Origin of the sequence: Rhodococcus sp. 21391, assembly GCF_016772255.1 — a bacterium.
Classification (GTDB): Bacteria; Actinomycetota; Actinomycetes; order Mycobacteriales; family Mycobacteriaceae; genus Rhodococcus_F; species Rhodococcus_F opacus.
On the sequence record NZ_CP063781.1, the window covers coordinates 1 to 21,651 of the forward strand.

22 protein-coding genes and 1 pseudogene are annotated in these 21,651 nt (G+C 66.5%); 11 read left to right on the forward strand and 12 right to left on the reverse strand.

Annotated elements, in window-relative coordinates:
• The 4 genes from hppD (at position 1) to GO592_RS00020 (ending at position 5,746) form a co-directional block, all read left to right on the forward strand.
• Entirely contained in the window at positions 1-1,206 is a 1,206-nt protein-coding gene (gene hppD, locus GO592_RS00005; protein ID WP_202715088.1) for a 4-hydroxyphenylpyruvate dioxygenase, read from the forward strand.
• A gap of 101 nt (positions 1,207-1,307) precedes the next feature.
• Positions 1,308-2,858, forward strand: a complete 1,551-nt coding sequence (locus GO592_RS00010; protein WP_039953145.1) for an FAD-dependent oxidoreductase — start codon at positions 1,308-1,310, stop codon at positions 2,856-2,858.
• Between the two features lie 14 nt (positions 2,859-2,872).
• Positions 2,873-5,248, forward strand: a complete 2,376-nt coding sequence (locus tag GO592_RS00015) for an FdhF/YdeP family oxidoreductase (protein ID WP_039953169.1) — start codon at positions 2,873-2,875, stop codon at positions 5,246-5,248.
• A 126-nt stretch (positions 5,249-5,374) separates the two neighbouring features.
• Complete coding sequence (locus tag GO592_RS00020) at positions 5,375-5,746, forward strand: DMT family transporter (protein WP_237720678.1); 372 nt, start codon at positions 5,375-5,377, stop codon at positions 5,744-5,746.
• Here the strand turns inward: GO592_RS00020 and GO592_RS00025 are convergent.
• Complete coding sequence (locus tag GO592_RS00025; RefSeq protein WP_007301812.1) at positions 5,719-6,486, reverse strand: hypothetical protein; 768 nt, start codon at positions 6,484-6,486, stop codon at positions 5,719-5,721. The two genes, GO592_RS00020 and GO592_RS00025, sit on opposite strands and share 28 nt — an antisense overlap.
• 132 nt (positions 6,487-6,618) lie before the next feature.
• Between GO592_RS00025 and GO592_RS00030 the strand changes: the two genes are divergently transcribed.
• Positions 6,619-6,861, forward strand: a complete 243-nt coding sequence (locus GO592_RS00030) for a sigma factor-like helix-turn-helix DNA-binding protein (protein ID WP_007301811.1) — start codon at positions 6,619-6,621, stop codon at positions 6,859-6,861.
• 23 nt (positions 6,862-6,884) lie between these two features.
• Here GO592_RS00030 and GO592_RS00035 read toward each other — a convergent pair whose 3' ends face one another.
• The 4 genes and pseudogenes from GO592_RS00035 to GO592_RS46205 all read right to left on the reverse strand — a co-directional run.
• Positions 6,885-8,024: a serine hydrolase domain-containing protein gene (locus tag GO592_RS00035; RefSeq protein WP_039953143.1), complete on the reverse strand. Its 1,140-nt coding sequence runs from the start codon at positions 8,022-8,024 to the stop codon at positions 6,885-6,887.
• On the reverse strand, positions 8,021-8,404 hold the full coding sequence (locus tag GO592_RS43975; protein ID WP_237720676.1) for a hypothetical protein: 384 nt from the start codon (positions 8,402-8,404) through the stop codon (positions 8,021-8,023). The genes GO592_RS00035 and GO592_RS43975 overlap by 4 nt, the downstream gene beginning before the upstream one ends.
• The gene (locus tag GO592_RS46200) at positions 8,405-8,950 is read right to left on the reverse strand and encodes an APC family permease (protein ID WP_337952689.1); all 546 of its coding nucleotides are present in this window, start codon (positions 8,948-8,950) and stop codon (positions 8,405-8,407) included.
• A pseudogene (locus GO592_RS46205) lies at positions 8,928-9,317 on the reverse strand (amino acid permease); the annotation flags it as partial. The pseudogene GO592_RS46205 and the gene GO592_RS46200, both read right to left, overlap by 23 nt.
• A gap of 76 nt (positions 9,318-9,393) precedes the next feature.
• Between GO592_RS46205 and GO592_RS00045 the strand changes: the two are divergent.
• A complete protein-coding gene (locus tag GO592_RS00045; RefSeq protein ID WP_007301809.1) occupies positions 9,394-10,023 on the forward strand; it encodes a TetR/AcrR family transcriptional regulator in 630 nt (209 codons plus the stop codon).
• 442 nt (positions 10,024-10,465) lie between these two features.
• Here GO592_RS00045 and GO592_RS00050 read toward each other — a convergent pair whose 3' ends face one another.
• Positions 10,466-11,194: a GntR family transcriptional regulator gene (locus GO592_RS00050; RefSeq protein WP_082325095.1), complete on the reverse strand. Its 729-nt coding sequence runs from the start codon at positions 11,192-11,194 to the stop codon at positions 10,466-10,468.
• A 126-nt stretch (positions 11,195-11,320) separates the two neighbouring features.
• Between GO592_RS00050 and GO592_RS00055 the strand changes: the two genes are divergently transcribed.
• Positions 11,321-12,214 (forward strand): LysR family transcriptional regulator, encoded by an 894-nt coding sequence (locus GO592_RS00055; protein WP_007301807.1) that lies wholly within the window; start codon positions 11,321-11,323, stop codon positions 12,212-12,214.
• Here the strand turns inward: GO592_RS00055 and GO592_RS00060 are convergent.
• Genes GO592_RS00060 through GO592_RS00075 form a run of 4 tightly spaced genes read right to left on the reverse strand, consistent with a single transcriptional unit; the run spans position 12,154 to position 15,386 of the window.
• Positions 12,154-13,023 carry a LysR family transcriptional regulator gene (locus tag GO592_RS00060; RefSeq protein WP_007301806.1) on the reverse strand — a complete coding sequence of 290 codons (870 nt, stop codon included), beginning with the start codon at positions 13,021-13,023 and terminating at the stop codon, positions 12,154-12,156. The two genes, GO592_RS00055 and GO592_RS00060, sit on opposite strands and share 61 nt — an antisense overlap.
• 41 nt (positions 13,024-13,064) lie before the next feature.
• The gene (gene fabG / locus GO592_RS00065) at positions 13,065-13,808 is read right to left on the reverse strand and encodes a 3-oxoacyl-ACP reductase FabG (RefSeq protein WP_007301805.1); all 744 of its coding nucleotides are present in this window, start codon (positions 13,806-13,808) and stop codon (positions 13,065-13,067) included.
• Positions 13,809-13,822: 14 nt separating this feature from the next.
• On the reverse strand, positions 13,823-15,013 hold the full coding sequence (locus GO592_RS00070; protein ID WP_007301804.1) for an acyl-CoA dehydrogenase family protein: 1,191 nt from the start codon (positions 15,011-15,013) through the stop codon (positions 13,823-13,825).
• A gap of 22 nt (positions 15,014-15,035) precedes the next feature.
• Complete coding sequence (locus tag GO592_RS00075) at positions 15,036-15,386, reverse strand: AMP-binding enzyme (protein WP_007301803.1); 351 nt, start codon at positions 15,384-15,386, stop codon at positions 15,036-15,038.
• A gap of 231 nt (positions 15,387-15,617) precedes the next feature.
• Between GO592_RS00075 and GO592_RS00080 the strand changes: the two genes are divergently transcribed.
• The 4 genes from GO592_RS00080 to GO592_RS00095 are packed head-to-tail and all read left to right on the forward strand — an operon-like array spanning position 15,618 to position 19,725.
• Positions 15,618-16,787, forward strand: coding sequence for an acyl-CoA dehydrogenase family protein (locus GO592_RS00080; RefSeq protein WP_007301802.1), 1,170 nt, complete (start codon positions 15,618-15,620; stop codon positions 16,785-16,787).
• A gap of 4 nt (positions 16,788-16,791) precedes the next feature.
• On the forward strand, positions 16,792-18,015 hold the full coding sequence (locus GO592_RS00085; protein ID WP_007301801.1) for an acetyl-CoA C-acetyltransferase: 1,224 nt from the start codon (positions 16,792-16,794) through the stop codon (positions 18,013-18,015).
• A gap of 46 nt (positions 18,016-18,061) precedes the next feature.
• Positions 18,062-18,514, forward strand: a complete 453-nt coding sequence (locus GO592_RS00090) for a MaoC family dehydratase (RefSeq protein ID WP_007301800.1) — start codon at positions 18,062-18,064, stop codon at positions 18,512-18,514.
• Positions 18,515-18,528: 14 nt separating this feature from the next.
• Positions 18,529-19,725, forward strand: coding sequence for an acetyl-CoA C-acetyltransferase (locus tag GO592_RS00095; RefSeq protein ID WP_007301799.1), 1,197 nt, complete (start codon positions 18,529-18,531; stop codon positions 19,723-19,725).
• Here the strand turns inward: GO592_RS00095 and GO592_RS00100 are convergent.
• Positions 19,722-21,158: an MFS transporter gene (locus GO592_RS00100; RefSeq protein ID WP_007301798.1), complete on the reverse strand. Its 1,437-nt coding sequence runs from the start codon at positions 21,156-21,158 to the stop codon at positions 19,722-19,724. The genes GO592_RS00095 and GO592_RS00100 overlap by 4 nt on opposite strands.
• The gene (locus tag GO592_RS00105) at positions 21,142-21,570 is read right to left on the reverse strand and encodes a MarR family winged helix-turn-helix transcriptional regulator (RefSeq protein WP_007301797.1); all 429 of its coding nucleotides are present in this window, start codon (positions 21,568-21,570) and stop codon (positions 21,142-21,144) included. Before GO592_RS00105 ends, GO592_RS00100 begins: the two co-directional genes overlap by 17 nt.
• Positions 21,571-21,651: the final 81 nt, after the last annotated feature.

Sequence of the window (21,651 nt, forward strand, 5' to 3'; positions counted from 1 at the left end):
ATGACGATCGAGCAGACTCTCACCGACAAGGAACGCCTGGCAGGTCTCGACCTCGGCCAGCTCGAGCAGCTGGTCGGGCTCGTCGAATACGACGGCACCCGCGACCCGTTCCCGGTCAGCGGCTGGGACGCCGTCGTCTGGGTGGTCGGCAACGCCACCCAGACCGCCCACTACTTCCAGTCCGCGTTCGGGATGACCCTGGTCGCCTACTCCGGACCCACCACCGGCAACCGCGACCACCACAGCTTCGTCCTCGAATCCGGGGCCGTCCGCTTCGTCATCCAGGGCGCCGTCGACCCCCACAGTCCGCTGATCGAGCACCACCGCACCCACGGCGACGGCGTCGTCGACATCGCCCTCGCCGTCCCCGACGTCGACAAATGCATCGCCCACGCCCGCGCCCAGGGCGCCACCGTCCTCGACGAACCCCACGAGGTGACCGACGAGCACGGCACCGTCCGCCTCGCCGCGATCGCCACCTACGGCGACACCCGCCACACCCTCGTCGACCGCAGCAACTACACCGGCCCCTACCTGCCCGGCTACATCGCCCGCACGTCGTCGCACACCAAACGCGACGGCGCCCCCAAACGCCTGTTCCAGGCCCTCGACCACGTCGTCGGCAACGTCGAACTCGGCAAGATGGACCACTGGGTCGACTTCTACAACCGGGTCATGGGCTTTACCAACATGGCCGAATTCGTCGGCGAGGACATCGCCACCGACTACTCCGCGCTGATGAGCAAGGTCGTCTCCAACGGCAACCACCGGGTCAAGTTCCCGCTCAACGAACCCGCCATCGCCAAGAAGCGCTCGCAGATCGACGAATACCTCGACTTCTACCGCGGCCCCGGCGCCCAGCACCTGGCGCTGGCCACCAATGACATCCTTACCGCCGTCGACCAGCTCACCGCCGAGGGCGTCGAATTCCTGGCCACCCCCGACTCCTACTACGAGGACCCCGAACTGCGGGCCCGGATCGGCAACGTCCGCGCCCCGATCGCCGAACTGCAGAAACGCGGCATCCTCGTCGACCGCGATGAAGACGGCTACCTGCTGCAGATCTTCACCAAACCCCTCGTCGACCGCCCCACCGTGTTCTTCGAACTCATCGAACGCCACGGCTCCCTCGGCTTCGGCATCGGCAACTTCAAAGCCCTCTTCGAAGCCATCGAACGCGAACAAGCCGCCCGCGGAAACTTCTGAGCGAGAGGATCACTCCGCGAGACCGGTGAGCGGGAACCTTCGTCGACGATTGTGCAGCGACTTTCCCGCCGGATCGGTGCCGTCGCGAATACGATGACGCCATGAGCCCTACCGAGGCAGTGGTGGCCGGTGCCGGTCCGACCGGGCTCACGCTCGCGCTGGAACTGGCGCGACGGGGCGCGGAGGTGCGGATCCTCGACAAGTCGCCCGAGCCGTTCGCGGGTTCGCGGGGAAAGGGATTGACCGCGCGCAGCCAGGAAGTGATGGACGATCTCGGCATCGTCGACGAGATCGTCGAGGCGGGGTTCCGGCACCTCCCCAGCCGGGTCGCGGTGCGCGGCCAGGTGGTGCGCGACAGCGACCCGCACGCGGACCTGAGCCCCACGCCCGATCGGCCGTACGACGGCGGTCTGATGATCCCGCAGTGGCGGACCGAGCAGATCCTGCGAGAAAGACTGTCGGAGTTCGGGATCGACGTGGAGCGCGGCGTCGAGGTGGTCGGCTTCGAGCAGACCACCGACAAGGTGACCGTCCGGCTCGCCGGCGGCGGGACCGTCATGGCGCGCTACCTGGTCGGCTGCGACGGCGGGCGCAGCGCGGTGCGCAAGGCGCTCGGGGTGTCGTTCGAGGGGACGGGCGGCATCGAGGGCATGCTCCTCGGCGACGTGTCCGTCGACGGGTTGGTCCCCGATCGCTGGTACCAGTGGACGCACCCCGAGCGGGGGTTCGTCGCGTTGTGCCCGTTCCGTGGAATCAACTCCTGGCAGTTCCAGGGAGTGCCGTTCGCGGACTTCGACGAGGAGGGCAACCTGCCCGAACCGTCGCTCGAGTACTTCCAGCGGGTTCTCGACGACATCGCCTGCGGCCCCGGCGTGCGATTGTCCGAACCGACGTGGCTGTCCACCTGGCATGTGAACGTGCGGATGGTGGACCGCTTCCGCGACGGTCGGGTGTTCCTGGCCGGGGATGCGGCCCACGTTCATCCGCCGGCCGGTGGGCTCGGGATGAACACGGGAATCCAGGACGCCTACAACCTCGGGTGGAAACTGGCTCTCGTCCTGGCCGGCTCCGCGGACCCGTCGCTCCTCGACACGTACCAGGAGGAACGATTGCCGCTCGCGCGCTGGACGCTCGGGGTGAGCAGCGCGGGACTGCAGAAGGTGGCCTCGAACCTCGGGCGCGAGGACTCCGAGGGGTTTGCGGGCGCGGTGACCGAAGACGGCCAGCAACTCGGTCTGGGCTACCCGTGGAGTTCGCTGTCGCGGGATGGGGACGTGACGACGGGTCTGCGCGCCGGAGATCGCGCACCCGACGCGCCCTGCCTGAGCCCCGACGGCACGCCGCTGCGACTGTTCGACGTGTTCCGGGGGACGCACTTCACGGTCCTCGGGTTCGGCGGCGGCTCCCGGCACATCCTGCAGACCCTGGCCGAAGACGCGCCCGACGACGTGAAGTACGTGGTGGTGGGCGATTCCCGCGGTCCCGGCGTGGACGTCGTCGACGACCGCGGTTTGGCGCGCAGCGCATACGGGGCACACGGTGGCACGCTGGTGGTGGTGCGGCCCGACGGGTACGTCGCGCTCACCGCCGCGGCCACCGCGGCCGACGACGTCATCGACTATCTCGGTCGACTGGTGGGGAGGTCGCCCTGACGAAAGGCTGAATGATGCGACACACGGACGAGGAACGGGACTACGACGAGGCCGATCTCGAGGTGCGGCCCCCGAAGGGCCACGCGGCAGGCCCGACCGCTGTCGCCGTGTCGATGAAGCGCGCGCTCGAGCACATGGGCGTGGTCCGCACGGCCGAGACGTTGCTGCAACTGAACCAGGCCGAGGGGTTCGATTGCATGAGCTGCGCGTGGCCCGATCCGGAGCCGGGCCACCGGCACGCCGCGGAGTTCTGTGAGAACGGCGCCAAGGCGGTGGCGGAAGAGGCCACCCGCGACCGCGCGACACCCGAATTCTTCGCCCGCCACAGTATCGCCGAGCTCGACTGCCACAGCGAGCACTGGCTGGGGCAGCAGGGCCGGATCACGCATCCGATGGTGAAGCGGCCCGGAGGAACGCACTACGAGCCCATCGAATGGGACGAGGCCTTCGCCCTGATCGGGGATCAGCTGAACGCCCTGGACAGTCCGGACGAGGCGATCTTCTACACGTCCGGCCGGGCGTCCAACGAGGCGGCGTTCGCGTACCAGCTGTTCGTCCGCGCGTTCGGGACGAACAATCTGCCCGACTGTTCCAACATGTGTCACGAATCGACCAGCATCGCGCTGCAGGAGTCGATCGGCATCGGCAAGGCCAGCGTCACGATGGACGACGTCTATCAGGCGAAACTCATTGTGCTGGAGGGCCAGAATCCGGGGACCAACCATCCGCGAATGTTGTCGGCGCTGGAGAAGGCGAAGCAGAACGGCGCGAAGATCCTCTCGATCAACCCGCTCCGCGAGGCGGGCCTGGTCAACTTCAAGAATCCGCAGACGCCCCGCGGCATGGTGGGCCCGGGTACCGACCTGTCCGACATGCATCTGCCCATCGCGCTGAACGGCGACCTCGCGCTGCTCCAGGCGTTCGGCTCGCTGCTCGTCGAGTGGGATGCCCTCGACCACGAGTTCATCGACCAGCACACGATCGGATTCGAGCTGTGGAAGCAGCACGTCACCGACATCGACTGGGACGTCGTCACCCGCACGACCGGGCTGTCGCGGGAACAGATCACCGACGCCGCCCGACTCCTGCGGGATTCGGACGCCACCGTGTTCTGCTGGGCGATGGGACTCACCCAGCACCACAACTCGGTGGCGATCATCAAGGAAGTCACCAATATCGCGCTCGCCCAGGGAAACATCGGCAAACCCGGTGCCGGGCTGCTGCCGGTGCGCGGGCACTCGAACGTGCAGGGCGACCGCACGATGGGGATCTGGGAGCGTCCGCCGCGACACTTCCTGGACGCGCTCGCGAAGGAGTTCGACTTCGACCCGCCCCGGGAGAACGGCTACGACACCGTCGATTCCATCCGGGCGATGCGTGACGGCAAGGCGCACTTCTTCCTCGGGCTGGGCGGCAACTTCGTCCAGGCCGCCCCGGACACCGACGTCACCGCCGCCGCACTGCGCAAGACCCGAATGACCGTCCACGTCTCGACGAAGATCAACCGCTCGCATCTCGTGTGCGGTGACACCGCCCTGATTTTGCCGACGCGGGGGCGCACCGAGCAGGACGTCCAGGCCGGTGGGCCGCAATTCATCTCGGTCGAGGACTCGACGTGCTCGGTCCACTCCTCCCGTGGTCCGTTGAAACCGGCCAGCCCGCACCTCGATTCGGAGGTCGGTATCGTCACCCGCATTGCCGAGGCCACGATCGGCGACCGCTACGGTCTCGAGTGGAAGAAGATGCGGGACGACTACGCGAACATCCGCTTGCACATCTCACGGGTGGTGCCCGGTTGTGAGGGGTACGAGGTGAACGTCCGGCGACCGGGTGGATTCGTTCTGCCGCACCCGCCGCGCGATTCCCGCACGTTCCCCACCCATTCGGGGCGCGCCGAATTCGCGGTGTCCCCGATCGAGGTGCTGCAGGTGCCCCCGAGGCACGTGATCCTGCAGACGATCCGCAGCCACGATCAGTTCAACACCACGATCTACGGGCTCAGCGATCGCTACCGCGGAATCGAGGGCGGCCGCCGCGTGATCTTCCTGCACCGCGACGACATCGCCGCCCTCGGATTCGACGACGGCGACATGGTCGACCTCTTCACACACTGGGCAGAAGACGACCGCGTCCGCTGCGCCCACGACTTCCGGATCGTCGAATACGACACGCCCCGGGGTTCGGCCGCCGCCTACTACCCGGAGACCAACCCGCTCGTCCCGCTCGATTCCACGGCGGCCGGCAGCAACTGTCCCACGTCGAAGTCCGTCGTCGTCTCCCTGGAACACGCCGGCAAATACAGCGCCGAATGCCCGCCGGAGGCGAGCCAGGACGAGGTCGGATCGGACCGATTCCATAAGTCGACCCCCCAGCCGAAGCATCTCTCCTGACGTGAGTGGCATCGTGTGCCCCGGCACGCTTTCCCACTCACCTGCGCAGGTGAGCGGCGATGTGTCCGGGGGTGCGCTTCGGCGCTCACGTCGCGGGGCGAACCGGACATTCTGCACTTACAGTGAATGACTGTGACCGACTCCGTGCTGTCGCTGCTGTTCGCGTTGCCGCTCGGTGCCCGGTTCTCCGGGCGCACGGTCACACGCGCCGACTGGCTGTGGGCGTCCGCCCTCACCGCGGCGATCGCGGGGCAGTCGGCCTTTCAGGTCGGAGCGCTGCAGGCGTCGCTGCCCGCGACCACGGTGATGGAACCCCTCACGGCGTCGCTGCTCGGTTTCGTGGTGCTCGGCGAATACCTCGACGCCGACCGGAACGTGACCGCCGTCCTCGTCGTCGCCCTGATCGCCGTCGTCAAGGCCGCGGTGGCGCGCGGCGCCGCCGTCGTGGAGGACACCGGCACGGATTCGGCTCAGCCCCTGTCCCGGTCGCGCAGGTAGGCCGCCAACGGTTCGTGGCGTTGTATGCGTGACACGGCGATTCGACGCGCCGCCACCCACATCAGCGCGGAGACGACGACGGCGAGGGCGACGCACAGAGCGAAGTCCGCGGTGCCGATCCGCGTGTGCACATCAGCCGGTCGCACGAGGCGCCACAGCACGACCGGGACGACGGCGATCGCCACCGAGAACGCCGGGAACACCCCGTACGGCACCACCAGCAGGATCAGCCACCGGACGACGACGGTGCGCCACCGGGCGCGTTGCTCCCACCGCCACCGCAACGACCGCTGGTGGTACGGGAAGAACACCCCGACCAGACTCGACCCGGCGAGTGCACCGAACGGGCACAGCGCCACCGCGACCACCACCACCGCCGTGAACAGCCAGTCCTGCTCGACGACACCCACGGCGATCGCGATGGTCGCGCAGATCGGGGCGATCAACATCCACAGCGCCACCGCCTTGGCGGCGAGCAACGCACCCAGCGCGTCCCGGTCGTCGAGTGCGGCGAGAACGCGCTCGCGGTCCGGTGCCAGCACGTTGGTGGCGGTGACGTCGGCGTACATCCAGCCGGCGAGGGCCAGGGCGAAACCCGACGGTCCGGTCCACTCGAACAACCAGTTCCGGGGGAGCAGGAACCAGGCCCCGATCATCAGGACGGCGTTGAACGCGACGGTCGCAAGGGTGTCTGCCGGGTTGCGCCAGATCCTGATCCACTCCGCGCGAAGAGCGGCCATGCCGTTCAGCGTAAAGCGTCGGGCGGACCGTCGGAGCCGTGTCGGCAGGATCCCGGACTGTCGGGACGCTGGTCCCTTCCACCTGGGACATCAGGTCGGCGACAGTGGTGCGATCCGAGAGAAAGGCCTGTCGTGAACATCGACGACGAGGAGGCGGCCGGGTCCGCGACCCTGATGAACACCCTCCCCGACCGCCACCGGACGGTGCTGCGACTCCGGCTCGCGCACCGCCTCCCGGCCGTCGAGGTGGCACGCATCCTCGGGACGACCGTCGAGGCCGTACTCCTCCTCCAGCACGCGGCACTCAACCTCCTCCGGCGGCAACTCGCCGGCGAGGCAGTGGGCGGCGGCAATCCGGCGAACGGACGGTACTGATCGACGGCGGATGCTGTGACCGTTCAGGCCGACGCCGCGGCGACGGCCTCGGCCGCGGCGAATGCGGCGTTGCCCAGTTCATCGTTCACCGGTGTCGGGCAGGACGACAGTTTCACGACGACGACGCCCCGATCGATGTCGATGTGGATGAACTGACCGTAGATGCCCAGACACAACAGCACACGCCGATCGGGGTGGGGAATCCAGAACTGATTTCGGTACATTCCGCCCGGGAACGGCGCTCCGGTCGGCGATTGAGAATATGCCTCATGCGAATCGGGCGCGCCACGAAGGGAATCGTCGATCCAGTGCACGGGCACGACCTGTTCGGCGTCGATGCGTCCGCCGCGGCGGAGCAGCTCACCGAATCGCGCAACGTCCCGGAGCGTCGCGGCGAGGCCGCCGTCCGCGAAAACGGGTCCGGCACGGTCTACCCCGGCATCCATGTCGTCGCCGGCGAACTTCGACCACAGGAGCCGCGACAGCAGTGCCGGCATACGGTCGGCAGCGGCGCGTTCGCACACCCAGCCGAGTACATCCGTTTCACACGAGCGGTATTCGAAAGGGCCGCCATGGGGGCGAGCCGCTTTCAGCATCGGAAGGAACTGGTAGAGCGACGGCGGTACCCAATCGTCGACGCGCGGAATCCAGCCCACGGCCTGATCGAGGTAGCGCACCTCGGCGCCCGGTTCCAGGTATTCTTCGGAGAATCGGATGCCGGAACGCATGTCGAGGATATGGCGCACGGTGGCACCCGCGTAGCCGGAGTTCGCAAGTTCCAGAATGTACTCGGTGAGGGCGGCTTCCGGGTCCAGCAGACCGGTTGCGATCAAGTTCGTCGCGACGGTTCCGACGATTGATTTGCTGACCGAGAACAGCATGTGCGTCCGGTCGGGTTCGAGGTCTCCGGGGTACAGCTCGGCGCGGACGTTGTGGAGGACCATGAATCCGTCGGTGTAGGTGCGGTCGAGTATCGAACGGAGTGTTTCGGTGCCGACGGGGAGATCGAGATCGAGCGAGTCGCCGTCGGTGAGTCGCAGTGGCGCCGATCCGGCAGCCACCCGTGCCGTCGGCACGACTTGCCGCATTCGGCCGAAGGTGTACCGGTTGATCGGTGGGTTCTGCCAATCCACAAGGCTGACAGAAGACTTGGTATCGATCATTTCACGGCCTCGCTGCTCTGTTCGGCGGCGACGATGACCGCCTGCTCGTGGGTGAAGCTCATTTCGGGCGTCGGCCGGCGGAAGCCGCGTGTAAGCCAGACGAGGTAGACGATTCCGATAGCCAACCAGGAGAGTCCGGAGACCAGCGCATGCTCGCTGAGCTGGGTGATCATGTACAGCGTCACGACGGCGCCGACGAGCGGCACGACCACGAAGCGGACCGCACTCAACCGCTGTGTGGCGTAGTTCCGCAGGTAGTACACGATGACGCAGAGGTTGGCTGCGGTGAAGGCCGTGAACGCGCCGAAGCTGATGAATCCCGTCGCGGTTTCGAGCGGCATGTTCATACCGGGGAAGCACATGCTGCCCGTGACGAGCACTCAGAACACGGGAGTTCGGATACGGCCGTTGAGTGTTCCGAACATTCGGCGGGGTAGCACGCCGTCGCGGCCCATGATGAACAGCAGACGGCTCGAGCTGAGCTGGACGGCCAGGCAGGATGCCGATCCTGCGATAATTTCCGCGAGATTGGTCCAATCGGCGAAGAACTGACCACCGACCTGCACCGACATCGCGTACGACGCGGCCTGCGCATCGTCGAAGATGTCGCCGGGGTGGACGAGCTGCACGACATATGCCACGACGAAGAAGATGACGCCGCCGATCGAGACGATCCAGATGATGGCCCGGGGGATGTTTCGCGCGGCGTCCTTGGTCTCCTCGGCGAGTGTGGTCACCGCGTCGAAACCGAGAAACGAGTACGCCGCGATCGCCGCTGCCGCGGAGATGCCGACGACCGTGCTGTTGGATCCAGAACGGTTCGCCGTAGGAGGCGACCGGATTGCCGACGAGGAACCTGACGCAGTACGCGAAGAAGAGCAGTACCAAGATGGTGGAGACGGCGAGTAGCAGCCGGTTGAGACGATCGGCGAGTGCGATCCCGATGACGTTGATCGCCGTCGTCAAGCCGGCGTTGATCAACATCCACAGCCAGATCGGAACCGCCGGGAACTGTGCGTTGAGCAGGATCGACTGCGCCAGCCACGCGACCATCGGCAAGAACAGGTAGTCCAACAGGATCGCCCATCCGACCAGGAACCCGGCCGCCGAGCCGAGGTTGCGGCGGGCGTAGAAGTACGCCGAACCAGAGACCGGGTAGATGCGCGCCAGCCGTGCGTAGCTCAGTGCGGTGAGCAGCATCGCCCCGATCGCGACCAGGAACGCCGTGGGCGCGGTGCCGGCACTGACGACCGCGATGACGCCGAAGATGATCATGACCAGGCTCGGTGCCATGTAGGACACCGCTCGCGCCACACCGCCGGCGCGGACGACGCGGCGTGAACGCAAGGGGCTGCAGCAGGAAGCCGCGGTGAAGGCCGCGTTCGAACTCGCTCAGCGTGACGGCGCAGCCGGGTTGACCATGCGTCGCCTCGGCGAGGAACTGAAGGTCGATGCGACGACTCTGTACCGGCTGTTCCGCGACAAGGACGAGTTGCTACTGGCCGTCTACGACCATGCGACCGCGGTCGAACTGGAGGAGATCGGGGAGGTGCCCGACAGCGAGCACTGGCAGGACACCTTGCGGCGCATCGCCGATCGGATCTGGGCGACCGCGGTCCGCTCACCTGCCATCGCGGCGCTGACGTTCGCCCGCACGACGGGCGGTCCGGCAGAGCGCCGAATGGTCGAGCTGATCCTCGAGACGTTCGCGAGGTCGGGCCTATCACGCGAAGCCACGGTCCGGTACTACCGGGCATTCGCCGACGCCACGCTCGGGCTCGCCGGGCAGGTCGCCGTACTCGCCACCCTGGACCCCGAGATCCAGGCGAAGGACGCCGCGTCATGGACGCGCATCTACGCGCATCTTCCCGACGGCGAGTATCCGACGGCCCGCGCCCACATCGCGGAGCTGACCAGCATCGATCGTCGGACGATCTGCGATCTGGTGGTCGAGGCTGTGCTGGCGGCCGCCGAGCGTGAGAGCGCCGAGTCGGCCTAGCAAATCGTGAGCGGCCTCGAACGACACCGTTCGTTCCGCCACAACACCCATGGGGTGGTGAGCGATGCGGACGCGGATGCCGTCATCGAAGCCGTGTACGACCGCGAGCACGCCGACGACATCGGTGGGTGCAGTTACCGAGCGGACCAGTCCGTATCGGACGGCTTTCCTCTGCCCCAGCGGCTCCCTTTCTTGGCAGTGCCGAGTTCCTCCAGGTCAATCCCCCCGACACCCCCCGCCTACCTGCGTGGCGTTCGGCTCGGCCAGGTTCATCGCGAAGTCGATTGCGGCGCAGCGGTTCTGCCACCGATGTCGCGGCGAGGTGGAGTTCTTCCATTCCGGTCGGTTCGCTCAGTAATACCGAGCGCGGTTCGGATTCCGACCCTCGGAAACGGTGCAGCGCGCACGGCGCTGAGAACGGAGACGGGCGACAGACCGCGGATCAGCCCGCGTTCGCCGCGTCGTCAGCATCCCACAGCCCGCGCTGCTCGAGTCCTTCGATCAGGTGATCCGCGCCGTCCAGAATGTGTGATTCCATGAGAGTCTTTGCTCTCTTGCTCGCGTGTTTGCGCAAGGCTTCGATTAGGACGGGATGCTCCTGCTGCGTGGTGGTGATCTGGCCCTCGATGGTGGCGTAGAAGCGGTCCGGAAGATTCGTGACGACGGAGCCCAGGAGTCTGGCGAGGCGAGGAGAGTCCGCGGTCAGGTTGATGTTGCGGTGGAACGCGTGACCGAGGGAGGCGACACGTTCCGTGTCGCCCTGGGCAATGGCGTCCTGGTGCTGCTGGAGGATTCCCTCGAGTTCGGCGATCTGCTGGGGGGTGATGTTCTTCGCGGCCCTGGCAGCCAGTTCACCGGCCAGTTGCGCCTGAGCCCAGAAGAGGTCACGCACGTCTTGCTTCGTGAACGGGGCCACGACGAAGCCTCGACGGGGGGCCAATTCGACGAAGCCTTCGCTCCGGAGTGTAAGGAGCCCCTCGCGGACGGGCGTCGTGCTGACTCCCACCGCTTCGGCAATCCGTTCGATGCGGAGGAAATCGCCTGCACGCACGTCGCCGGAAATGATCATCTCGCGTACGTACGAGGCAACTTCCTCCGGGAGTTGCTGTCGCCTTGATCTGTCATGCAACGGCATCGAGGGTTGCACCTTTCTGGACACGAAACTAGACATAATATACCATCAGTCTAGTGTGGTTGCGATCTTGTGAAACGGGGCGGTCGCAGGCCTTCAATTTAGTTGCGCATCTAGTCGACCGGCCGTGGCTTCGGTGAACTGCGTGGCCGCTAGACTCGACTGGTGGACATCCGGGACGCCGAGTACCTCGTCGCCGTGGCCGATCACGGCAGCATCACCGAGGCCGCGCGGGCATTGTTCATCGCGCAGCCGTCGCTGTCGCAGGCGATCCGAACTCTCGAGCGTGATCTGGGTGTCGAACTGTTCGATCGTGGAGGACGGAAGCTGCGGATCACCCCGGCGGGCACGTCGTTCGCGCACGCGGCGCGGCAGGTTCTCGCCGATGTGGAGCGGGCGCGGGCCGTCGTGCACGACGTCGCCGAACTGCGGTCCGGCATGCTGACGATCGCAGTTCTCAATTCTCTTGCTGCCGATCCGCTTCCGCGGATCGTCGGCCGGTTTCATCGACAGTACCCGCGCGTGGTCCTGGCCACGGTGTCGGCGGACGTTCCGGACGGCGTCGGCCGCGCGGTCCGGTCGGGTGAGTGCGACCTCGGGCTCACCGAACTGCTCGTCGACCACCAGGGGCTCGAGTTCCGGATGGTGGGGGAACAGGAGATCGTGCTCGCGCTGCACGCCGATCTGGCGATCGAACTACCCGATCCGGTGCCCGTCGACCTGCTTGCCGACATTCCGATGATCGTCGAGATCGGGTCGCGGCCACGATTGCGGGTGGACAACATCGCCGTCGAGTGTGCGCATCGTCAGTCGATGTGGGAACTGGTTGTCCAGGGCGCGGGGGCGACCCTGCTCCCGCGGCGCGTCGCCGAGCAGGAACTGCCGGGGGTCGTGGTGCGTTCGCTCGCACCGCCGGAGGTGCGCACCATCGGTCTCGTCCATCGACCGGATCCGCTTCCGCCCGCAGCGGCGGCGTTCGTCGCCGCGCTCGACGAGGCTCACGGCGCGAGCGTATCGAGGAACGCGCGTCCGGCCGGAGACAGCCGGGCGTCGTCGTAGATCACCCCGTACGGGACGGTGATCGGCGGGTCGAGGGTACAGATCCGGGCTCCGCCGACCGCTGCCCGTTCCGCGAGGGTGCGTTCCATGAACGACATTCCCACGCCCTCGACGACGAACGCGCCGACGGCTTCCCGCTGCTCGACGACGGCCGACATGATCGTCCGGCTCCCTGCGGCCTGCAGTGCCTTCTCGATGACGGTGCGCGACGACGATTCCTTGGGCAGCCCCACCACGGGAATATCCGGAAGGTCGTCGAGGGGGAACGGATCCCGCCAGTCGATCTCGGCGTCGTGCGGAACCACCAGCCAGTACTCGTGGATTCCGAGGACGCGGGTCGTCAATCCGGCTGCAGCGAAGGGGAAATGACTGAAGGCGATCTCGCAGTGTCCGTCGCGGATCAGCGACGCGATGACGTCGACCGGCCGCAGGTCGGCGAGCCGGACGACCACGCCGGGATACTGCTTGCGGAAGGACCCGATCAGTTCCGTGACAGGGCCTTCCGCGACGTGCGCCGACGCGCAGATGTCGAGTCGGCCGCGCGGCAGCCCCGAGACGTCGACGAGCGAACTCTCGGCGGCCACCAGGTCTCGCACGATCTTCCGCGCCGGACCGACGAATGCCTTTCCCGCCGCACTGAGCACCAGGCCGCGGCCCACTCGGTGGAACAGTTCGACGCCGAGGTCACGCTCGAGATTGCGCAGCCCCTTCGACAACGACGGCTTGGTGACGCCCAGGGCCTCGGCCGCGAGCGCGAGGCCGTCGTTGTCGACGGTGGCGAGAAAGTACTCGACGTGACGCGACTCCACCAGAGCAGACTACTGCGTACGACCCGTCGATCCGCCGGATGTCAGATGTGACGCCCGCCGGTGACTTCGAGGACGGTGCCCGTCATGTAGCTGGACAGATCGGACGCGAGGAACAGGGCGACGTTCGCGATCTCCTCGGGCTCGGCACCGCGGCCCATCGGGACCTCCTTGAGCTTCGCCTCGATGATGTCGGTGCGCAGGGCGCGGATCATGTCGGTGTTCACCACGCCGGGCTGGATCGCGTTGACCCGGACCCCGAGGTGAGCGACCTCCTTCGCGGCCGCCTTGGTCAGGCCCACCATGCCTGCCTTCGCGGCGCTGTAGTTGGTCTGCCCGACCATGCCGACCTTGCCCGAGATCGACGAGATGTTCACGATCGAACCCTTGCCGGCCTCACGCATCGCGATCGACGCGATCTGGGTGCCCAGCCACGCGCCCTGCAGGTGTACGTCGATGACGGAGCGGAAATCAGCGAGCGACATCTTGCGCAGCGTCGCGTCGCGGGTGATGCCGGCGTTGTTGACCCACACGTCCATCGCGCCGAACGCGTCGAGCGCCGTCTTTCCCAGGTTCTGCATCTGATCCGGATCGGTCACGTCGCAGGCGACGGCGACGGCCTGGAAGCCGTCGGCCTCCAGCTTTCCGGCAGCGGCCTTGACGTTCTCGGCATGCATGTCACCGAGGACCACCGACGCGCCCTCGCTCGCGAACTTCCGGGCCATCTCGAAACCGATGCCCTGGGCCGCGCCCGTGACGACGGCGACCCGTCCCTCGAGAAGTGTCATTGATTCTTCCTTCCTCAGTTGTACGAACGCAGCAGCCCGCGGCTGATGATCTGTTTCTGAATGTCGCTGGTGCCCTCACCGATGAGGAGGAACGGTGCCTCCCGCATGAGGCGTTCGATCTCGTATTCCTTGGAATAGCCGTAGCCGCCGTGGATCCGGAAGCTGTCCTGCGTCACCTCCGAGCAGAACTCGCTCGCCAGGTACTTGGCCATCCCGGCCGCGACGTCGTTGCGTTCCCCGGAGTCCTTGAGCCGCGCCGCATTCACCATCATCAGGTGTGCCGCCTCGACCTTGGTCGCCATCTCCGCGATCCGGAAGGCGATCGCCTGGTGTTCGGCGATCGGCGAACCGAAAGTCTCCCGAGTCTTCGCATATTTCACGCCGAGTTCGAACGCGCGCTGGGCGATCCCGCACGCGCGGGCGGCGACGTTGACGCGGCCGACCTCGACGCCGTCCATCATCTGCCGGAAGCCGCGGCCCGGGTCGCCGCCGAGGATCGTCTCTGCCGCGGCCTGGTAGCCGCTGAACACCATCTCGGTGGTGTCGATGCCCTTGTAGCCCATCTTGTCGATCTTCCCGGGGATCGTGAGCCCTGGCAGCACCTCGCCGAACCCGGCGGGCTTCTCGATGAGGAACGCGGTGAGGTTGTCGTGAGGCTTCGCCGCACCTTCCTCGGTGCGGACCAGCACCGCCACCAGCGTCGACGACCCGCCGTTGGTCAGCCACATCTTCTGGCCGTCGATCACGTAGTTGCCGTCCGCTGCCCGGGCCGCCTTGGTCCGGATGGCGGCGACGTCCGAACCCAGTTCGGGCTCGGACATCGAGAACGCGCCGCGCACTTCACCTGTCGCCATGCGCGGCAGGTAGTGGGCCTTCTGTTCGGGTGTGCCGTGATTGGCGATCATGTGTGCCACGATGAAATGGGTGTTGATCACCCCGGACACGCTCATCCAGCCCCGCGCGATCTCCTCGACGCACAGTGCATAGGTGAGGAGGGATTCCCCGATTCCGCCGTACTCCTCGGGGATGGTGAGCCCGAACAGGCCCATCTCCTTCATCTGCTCGACGATCGCCGTCGGGTACGTGTCGGAATGTTCGAGCTCCTGCGCCTGCGGAATGATCGCCTTGTCCACGAATTCTCGTACCGCCGAGACGATCTCGCCCTGGGTGTCCGTGAGCCCGGCGGTCTGCGCCAGTCGTGTCATTGTTCCACCTGTCCCGTATTCATCATTTCTCCGTACGCTGCTCGGCGTGCACGTCGTTCAGACGGTCGCGCAACGCGGACCGCAGGACCGCACCCCGTGGGGACAGGGGCAACTCGTCGACGAAGACCACCTCGCGCACCTTCTTGTACGGCGGCACCGTGGCCGCGACGAACTCGATCAGTTCCTCGGCGGTGATGCGCGCCGTGGTTTCTGTTACCACGAAAGCGACGGGCATCTCCCCGACCCCGGGAACGGAGCGGCCGACCACCACGACGTCGAGTATGCCTCGTCGTGACAGCAGCAGCTGTTCCAATTCGTGCGGATCGACGGTGTAGCCCTTGTAGAGGAGTGCGTCCTCGGGTCTGCCAACCATGTCGAATATCGAATTCCATCTCGCCGGAAAGTGTCATTGTTCGTGGATATACCCGACCAATTCCTCCGGGCACTGACACCTATTGAAGTGCCTTGGGCCGCCGTGGTCAAAGACGCTGAAGGAAACCGACGGTTTCCCTCTTCCTATGGGTCGTAAATGCCGTCTGTGCTGCGCATTCGCGTCGACGGCACCCGCTTGACAGCGAGGCCGGGTTGCTGGATATTCAGCTTCATGGCTGAACGCGAAGTGAGTGACGAAGACTTCAAGGACATTCTCGCGCAGACGAGAACTTTTATTCAGAAGGAAGTAATTCCCAGGGAAAATGAAATCGCGGAAAAGGACCTGATTCCGGACGACATTCGCCGCAAGGCGGCGGAGATGGGTCTGTTCGGATACGCCATCCCGCAGCAATGGGGCGGGCTCGGACTCGACCTCACCCAGGATGTGGAACTGGCCATGGAGTTCGGGTACACGAGCCTGGCGTTGCGGTCGATGTTCGGCACCAACAACGGGATCGCCGGCCAAGTGCTGGTGAATTTCGGTACGGACGAACAGAAGTCGGAGTGGCTCGAGCGCATCGCGTCCGGTGACGTGGTCGCGTCGTTCGCCCTGACCGAGCCGGAGGCCGGGTCGAACCCGGCGGGCCTGACCACCCGCGCCGTCCTGAAGGACGGCAAGTGGACGATCAACGGCACCAAGCGGTTCATCACCAATGCACCGTTGGCCGATCTGTTCGTGGTCTTCGCCCGCACCCGTCCCGCCGACGAGACCGGCACCGGCATCGCGGTGTTCCTCGTTCCCGCCGACACCGCCGGTGTCGTGGTCGGGCCCAAGGACAAGAAGATGGGCCAGGAGGGTGCCTGGACCGCGGAGGTCGCGTTCGACGACGTCAGCGTCCCCGAAGCCGCCCTGGTCGGCGGCAGTGAGGAGGCCGGCTACCGCGCCGCCATGACGTCGCTCGCCCGGGGCCGCGTGCACATCGCCGCTCTCGCCGTCGGCAGCGCTCAGCGTGCGCTCGACGAGTCCGTCGCCTTCGCGGCGGTCACGAAGCAGGGCGGCACCCCGATCGGTGACTTCCAGTTGGTGCAGGCCATGCTCGCCGACCAGCAGGTGGGCGTGTCCGCGGGCCGCGCGCTGGTGCGGGACGCGGCGCAGAAGTACGTCAGCGGTGAGGACCGTCGGATCGCCCCGTCCGTGGCGAAGCTGTACTGCACGGAGATGGCCGGCAAGGTCGCCGACCTCGCGGTGCAGGTTCACGGCGGCACCGGATACATGAGAGACGTTCCGGTGGAACGAATTTACCGTGAGGTCCGCCTGCTGCGCCTGTACGAGGGCACCAGCGAAATCCAGCGCCTGATCATCGGCGGCGGCCTCGTCCGCGAAGCGAAGAAGGCACTCTGAGCCCATGTACGACGCAGTGATCTGTGAACCCGTCCGCACCCCCGTCGGGGGATTCGGCGGCATGTACCGTGACATCCCCGTCACCACCCTCGCATCGACGGTGTTGAAGGGCCTGATCGAGAGGACGTCGATCACGTCCGACGACATCGACGACGTCATCTTCGGTCAGGGCTACGCCAACGGCGAGGCTGCGGCCATCGGCCGGATCGCTGCGCTCGACGCCGGCCTCGACGTCACCGTGCCCGGCATCCAACTCGACCGTCGCTGCGGCTCCGGGCTGCAGGCGGTCATTTACGCGTCCATGCAGGTACAGACCGGGATGAGCGATCTGGTGATCGCGGGTGGTGCCGAGTCGATGAGCCAGACCGAGTTCTACAGCACCGGAATGCGCTGGGGCGTCAAGGGTGCGTCGGTGGAATTCCACGACCGGTTGGCCAAGCCCCGCACCAACTCCGGCGGCGTCAACTTTCCCGTCGAGGGCGGCATGATCGAAACCGCGGAGAACCTGCGCCGCGAGTACTCGATCAGCCGCGAGGAGCAGGACGCGTACGCCGCCGAATCCCACGCGCGTGCGATCCGCGCCCAGGACGGCGGCCTGTTCGACGCCGAGACGATCCCGGTGACGGTGCCGGGCAAGCGCGGGAAGTCCGACTTCGTCGTCACCACCGACGAGCACCCGCGCCGTGATGTCACGGCGGAGTCGTTGTCGGCGTTGCGGCCGATCCGGTCCCGCATCGACCCGGAGGCGACGGTGACCGCGGGCAACGCGTGCGGTCAGAACGACGCGGCCGCCGCCGCGATCGTGACCACCCCCGAGAACGCCGAACGACTGGGCCTGCGCCCGTTCGCCCGGCTCGTGAGCTGGGGCGTCGCCGGAGTGGAGCCGAACCGCATGGGCATCGGCCCGGTCCCCGCCGTCGACAAGGCCCTCACCCGGGCGAAACTCACCCTGAACGACATCGATCTCCTCGAGATCAACGAGGCGTTCGCAGCGCAGGTGCTGGCGTGCGCGCGGGAGTGGAAGTTCGACGAGTCCGACATGCGAGACCGATTCAACGTCAACGGATCCGGAATCTCCCTCGGCCACCCTGTCGGCGCCACCGGTGGTCGAATCCTGGCCAATCTGCTTCGTGAACTGGATCGCCGCCAGGCCCGCTACGGCATCGAGACGATGTGCATCGGCGGTGGGCAGGGCATCGCGGCCGTGTTCGAGAACGTCAACATCTAGCCGTTTCCACTTCCGCCCGGTTCCGGGCCGACCCGAAAAGAGTGTCATGCGCGTATTCCAGGGAATCGACGACGTCGAATCCGCAGTCGGCGAACATCTCGGCCACAGCGACTGGCTCGAGATCAACCAGGACCGGGTGAACGGGTTCGCCGATACCACCGAAGACCACCAGTGGATCCACGTCGACCCCGAGCGGGCCGCCGAGGGCCCGTTCGGGGCCCCCATCGCCCACGGCTACCTCACGCTGTCACTGCTGCCGAAACTCGGCGCCGAACTCATGCGCATCGACGGCGTGAAGCTGGTGATCAACTACGGCCTCAACAAGGTTCGCTTCCCTCAGCCGGTGAAGGTCGGGGCGAAGGTACGGGCCGGCGGCGAGATCGTGTCGTTCGAGCGCACCAAGCAGGGCGCGCAACTGGTCGTCAAATACACCATCGAGATCCAGGGTGAGGACAAGCCGGCGTGCGTCGCCGAGACCGTCCGCGTCCTGGTCTCCTGAAAACGAGGAACAACATGCGTAGAGCAGCACTGGTCGCCCCCGTCCGCACGGCCGTAGGCCGCTTCGGCGGCGGACTGCGTGACGTGCCCGCCGAGTCCCTGGCGGCGACGGTCATCAAGGAGACCGTCGCGCGGTCGGGGATCGACCCGGAACTCATCGAGGACGTCGCGATAGGGCAGTCGTATGCCAACTCCGAGGCCCCGTGTATAGGGCGGTGGGCGGCGCTCGAGGCGGGACTGCCGATCTCGGTCGCCGGACTGCAGACTGACCGTCGCTGCGGCACCGGGCTTCAGGCCCTCGTGACCGCGTCGATGATGGTGCAGACCGGCGCAGCCGACGTCGTACTCGCCGGCGGCGTCGAATCGATGAGCAACATCGAGCATTACACCAACGGTGCCCGGTGGGGCACCCGCGCCGGATCGCTCAATCTCTACGACCGTCTCGACCGCGGCCGTGAGCGCTCCCAGCCGGAATGGCGGTTCGGGAAGATCAGCGGAATGATCGAGACTGCGGAAAATGTCGCGTCGCGGTGCGGAATTAGCCGGGAAGAATCCGACGCTTTCGCCGCCGACAGCCATGCCAAGGCCCACGCGGCCTGGGAGGCAGGCAAGTTCGACGACGAGGTAATCGAAGTCAAGATCACCGACCGCAAGGGGAACGTCTCCGTCGTGTCGCGGGACGAGGGCATCCGTCCCGACACCACCGCGGAGTCGCTGGCGCGGTTGCGCAGTGTCGTCAAGGACGGTGTCGTCACGGCCGGTAACGCATCCCAGCAGAATGATGCGGCGTCGTCGATGCTCGTCGTCGCCGAGGACAGGCTGGACGAACTCGGGCTCGAGCCGATGGGTTTCCTCACCGGGTGGTCCGCCGCCGGGTGTGAACCGGCGCTGATGGGGCTCGGACCGGTCGCGGCCACGTCCAAGCTGTTCAGCAGGACGGGTGCGAGCTTCGACGACTTCACGCTGATCGAGCTGAACGAGGCATTCGCGTGCCAGGTGCTCGGCGTGCTGAAGGAATGGGGATTCGAGGACCGGGACCGCTTGAACGTCAACGGTTCCGGGATCTCGCTCGGACACCCGATCGGCGCGACCGGAGCGCGAATGACGACCACCGCGCTGCATGAATTGCGGCGACGTGGCGGTGGCAAGGCGCTTCTTACGATGTGCATCGGTGGCGGGCAGGGAATGGCCGCCATCGTCGAGGGAGTCTAGCCCCGACTGATACGCGCGTCCGCCGGCTCCGACGCCGGGGTCGGCGGACGCGACATCACGTGATTGACGAGGAGTGCGACGAAGACGACCGCGCACCCGATGGCACCCACGGCGAGAGCGAGCCTGATTCCGTTTTCGGTGGGAAGTAGGTCCGGTGCCAGGTTCGCGGCGAGCACCGCACCCGCGAGGGCGCTGCCGAACGAGCCGCCGACGGTGCGCAGCACCTGGTTGAAGCTCACGGCGCTGCCGAGTTCGGTGTCGGCGACGCTGCGGGCGATCAGAGCAGGCATCGCCGCGTACGTCATGCCCATTCCGGCACCGAACCCCAACATCCCGATCAGGATTTCCCACAGCGCATTGTGGGCGACCCAGAGAAGCACGCTCGAGGCCGTCACGAGGCCTGCACCGACGAGCAGCAGAGTCCTCATGCGTATCCGGTGCGAGACCGTGCGGACGAGTCGGTTCGCGCCGAAACTTGCCACCGACAGGGGAAGCATCACGAATCCGGCCCAGAACAGGGGCAGCGCGATCCCGTATCCGGTGGAGGTGGGCGCCTGGGCGATGAGGCTGCCGATCGAGAGCCCGATGTACATCGCGGCGCCGAGGCCGATCGCGGTGCTGTTCGCGACCAGCACGTCACCGTTGCGCAACACCCGCAGGTTGATCAGCGGGTGGGGGGTGCGCAGCTCGACGAGGGACCACGCCGTCAGCAGCGTCGCCGCCCCGGCAAAGAATCCGAGGGTCCACGGTGAGCCCCAGCCCCACCGGGAGCCTTCGCTGACGGCGACGAGGAGCGACGCGAGTCCGGTACCCACCAGCAGTGCCCCCGGGACGTCGAGGGTGTTGCGTGGTGCCTGCTCGTCAGGGCCTGCGGGAACGACACGCCAGACGACGAGGATGGTGGTGATCAGGAACAGCGCCGCGAACCAGAAGGCGAAACGGAACCCGAGCAGATCGGCGAGGATGCCGGTCAGGGGGTATCCGAGTCCCAGGCCTGTCGTCACCGTCACCGACAGGCTGGAGATGCCGAAACGTGCCTGGTTTTCGGGGAGATAGCGGCGGGCCAGAGCGATCGTCACCGGAACGATTCCGTAGGTGAGTCCCTGCAACGCGCGTCCGATCAGGAAGACGGTGAAGTTGGGAGCGGCGGCCGCGACGATCGAACCGACGAGGATCGTGGTCAGGGAGAACAAGAGCAGGCGCTTCTTGTGGGGGCCGTCGCTCAGCCGGCCCATGATCGGTGTTGCGACCGCGCCGACCAGGAGGTTGACAGTGAGCATCCATTGGCCGGTGCTCACCTCGACGTGCATGTCGTGGGAGATCGTGGGCACCAGGAGCATGCCGAGTGAACTGACGATCGCGGTCGTCAGGGCGGCATACGCCAGGGCCGGCAGTAATCGGGGACTCGTTGTGGACTCAGTCGACTGGGACATCGTCCACCAACTTGCGCAGAATCGGGACGACGGAGTCGAGAGTCTTCTTCTCCTCGTCCGTCAGCCGTTCCGCGATGGCGTGTTCCAGCCAGTCCAGGCCTTTCGACCGCTCCAGCGCCAGCCTCTCCCGGCCGGCATCGGTGAGCTCGATCCAGATTCGGCGTCGATCCTGCTCATCGGGCGTCCGTGCAACCAGGCCGAGACTCTCGAGTTCGCGCACGGCCGTGGCGATCGCCTGGGGGCTGATCCTCTCGGCCGCCGCGAGTGTCGAGGCAGACGTTTGTCCGTGCTTCGACAGGTAGGCGAGCACGCCTATCTTGCCGACGGAGATCGACCTGCCTGCGGTGAGCTGGCGCCAGATCGGGCGCAGTGCTTCCCGCAGGACCTGCGCGGTGGCCTGTTCGGTGATCATGAGCAAAGCGTACAACCAAATTGATCAATTTAATTGACTAAATGGGGAGGCTCACACCGGCAGCGGCCAGGATCGCCCGCA

Excerpts from the sequence above, each read along its gene's own strand:
- GO592_RS00020 (WP_237720678.1), top strand. The coding sequence starts at position 5,375 with ATGACTGTGACCGACTCCGTGCTGTCGCTGCTGTTCGCGTTGCCGCTC.
- hppD (WP_202715088.1), top strand. The coding sequence starts at position 1 with ATGACGATCGAGCAGACTCTCACCGACAAGGAACGCCTGGCAGGTCTC.
- GO592_RS00080 (WP_007301802.1), top strand. The coding sequence starts at position 15,618 with ATGGCTGAACGCGAAGTGAGTGACGAAGACTTCAAGGACATTCTCGCG.
- GO592_RS00090 (WP_007301800.1), top strand. The coding sequence starts at position 18,062 with ATGCGCGTATTCCAGGGAATCGACGACGTCGAATCCGCAGTCGGCGAA.
- GO592_RS00010 (WP_039953145.1), top strand. The coding sequence starts at position 1,308 with ATGAGCCCTACCGAGGCAGTGGTGGCCGGTGCCGGTCCGACCGGGCTC.
- GO592_RS00085 (WP_007301801.1), top strand. The coding sequence starts at position 16,792 with ATGTACGACGCAGTGATCTGTGAACCCGTCCGCACCCCCGTCGGGGGA.
- fabG (WP_007301805.1), bottom strand. The coding sequence starts at position 13,808 with ATGACACTTCTCGAGGGACGGGTCGCCGTCGTCACGGGCGCGGCCCAG.
- GO592_RS00015 (WP_039953169.1), top strand. The coding sequence starts at position 2,873 with ATGCGACACACGGACGAGGAACGGGACTACGACGAGGCCGATCTCGAG.
- GO592_RS00105 (WP_007301797.1), bottom strand. The coding sequence starts at position 21,570 with ATGATCACCGAACAGGCCACCGCGCAGGTCCTGCGGGAAGCACTGCGC.
- GO592_RS00050 (WP_082325095.1), bottom strand. The coding sequence starts at position 11,194 with ATGTCTAGTTTCGTGTCCAGAAAGGTGCAACCCTCGATGCCGTTGCAT.
- GO592_RS00070 (WP_007301804.1), bottom strand. The coding sequence starts at position 15,013 with ATGACACGACTGGCGCAGACCGCCGGGCTCACGGACACCCAGGGCGAG.
- GO592_RS00025 (WP_007301812.1), bottom strand. The coding sequence starts at position 6,486 with ATGGCCGCTCTTCGCGCGGAGTGGATCAGGATCTGGCGCAACCCGGCA.
- GO592_RS00035 (WP_039953143.1), bottom strand. The coding sequence starts at position 8,024 with ATGATCGATACCAAGTCTTCTGTCAGCCTTGTGGATTGGCAGAACCCA.
- GO592_RS00095 (WP_007301799.1), top strand. The coding sequence starts at position 18,529 with ATGCGTAGAGCAGCACTGGTCGCCCCCGTCCGCACGGCCGTAGGCCGC.
- GO592_RS00075 (WP_007301803.1), bottom strand. The coding sequence starts at position 15,386 with ATGGTTGGCAGACCCGAGGACGCACTCCTCTACAAGGGCTACACCGTC.
- GO592_RS00100 (WP_007301798.1), bottom strand. The coding sequence starts at position 21,158 with ATGTCCCAGTCGACTGAGTCCACAACGAGTCCCCGATTACTGCCGGCC.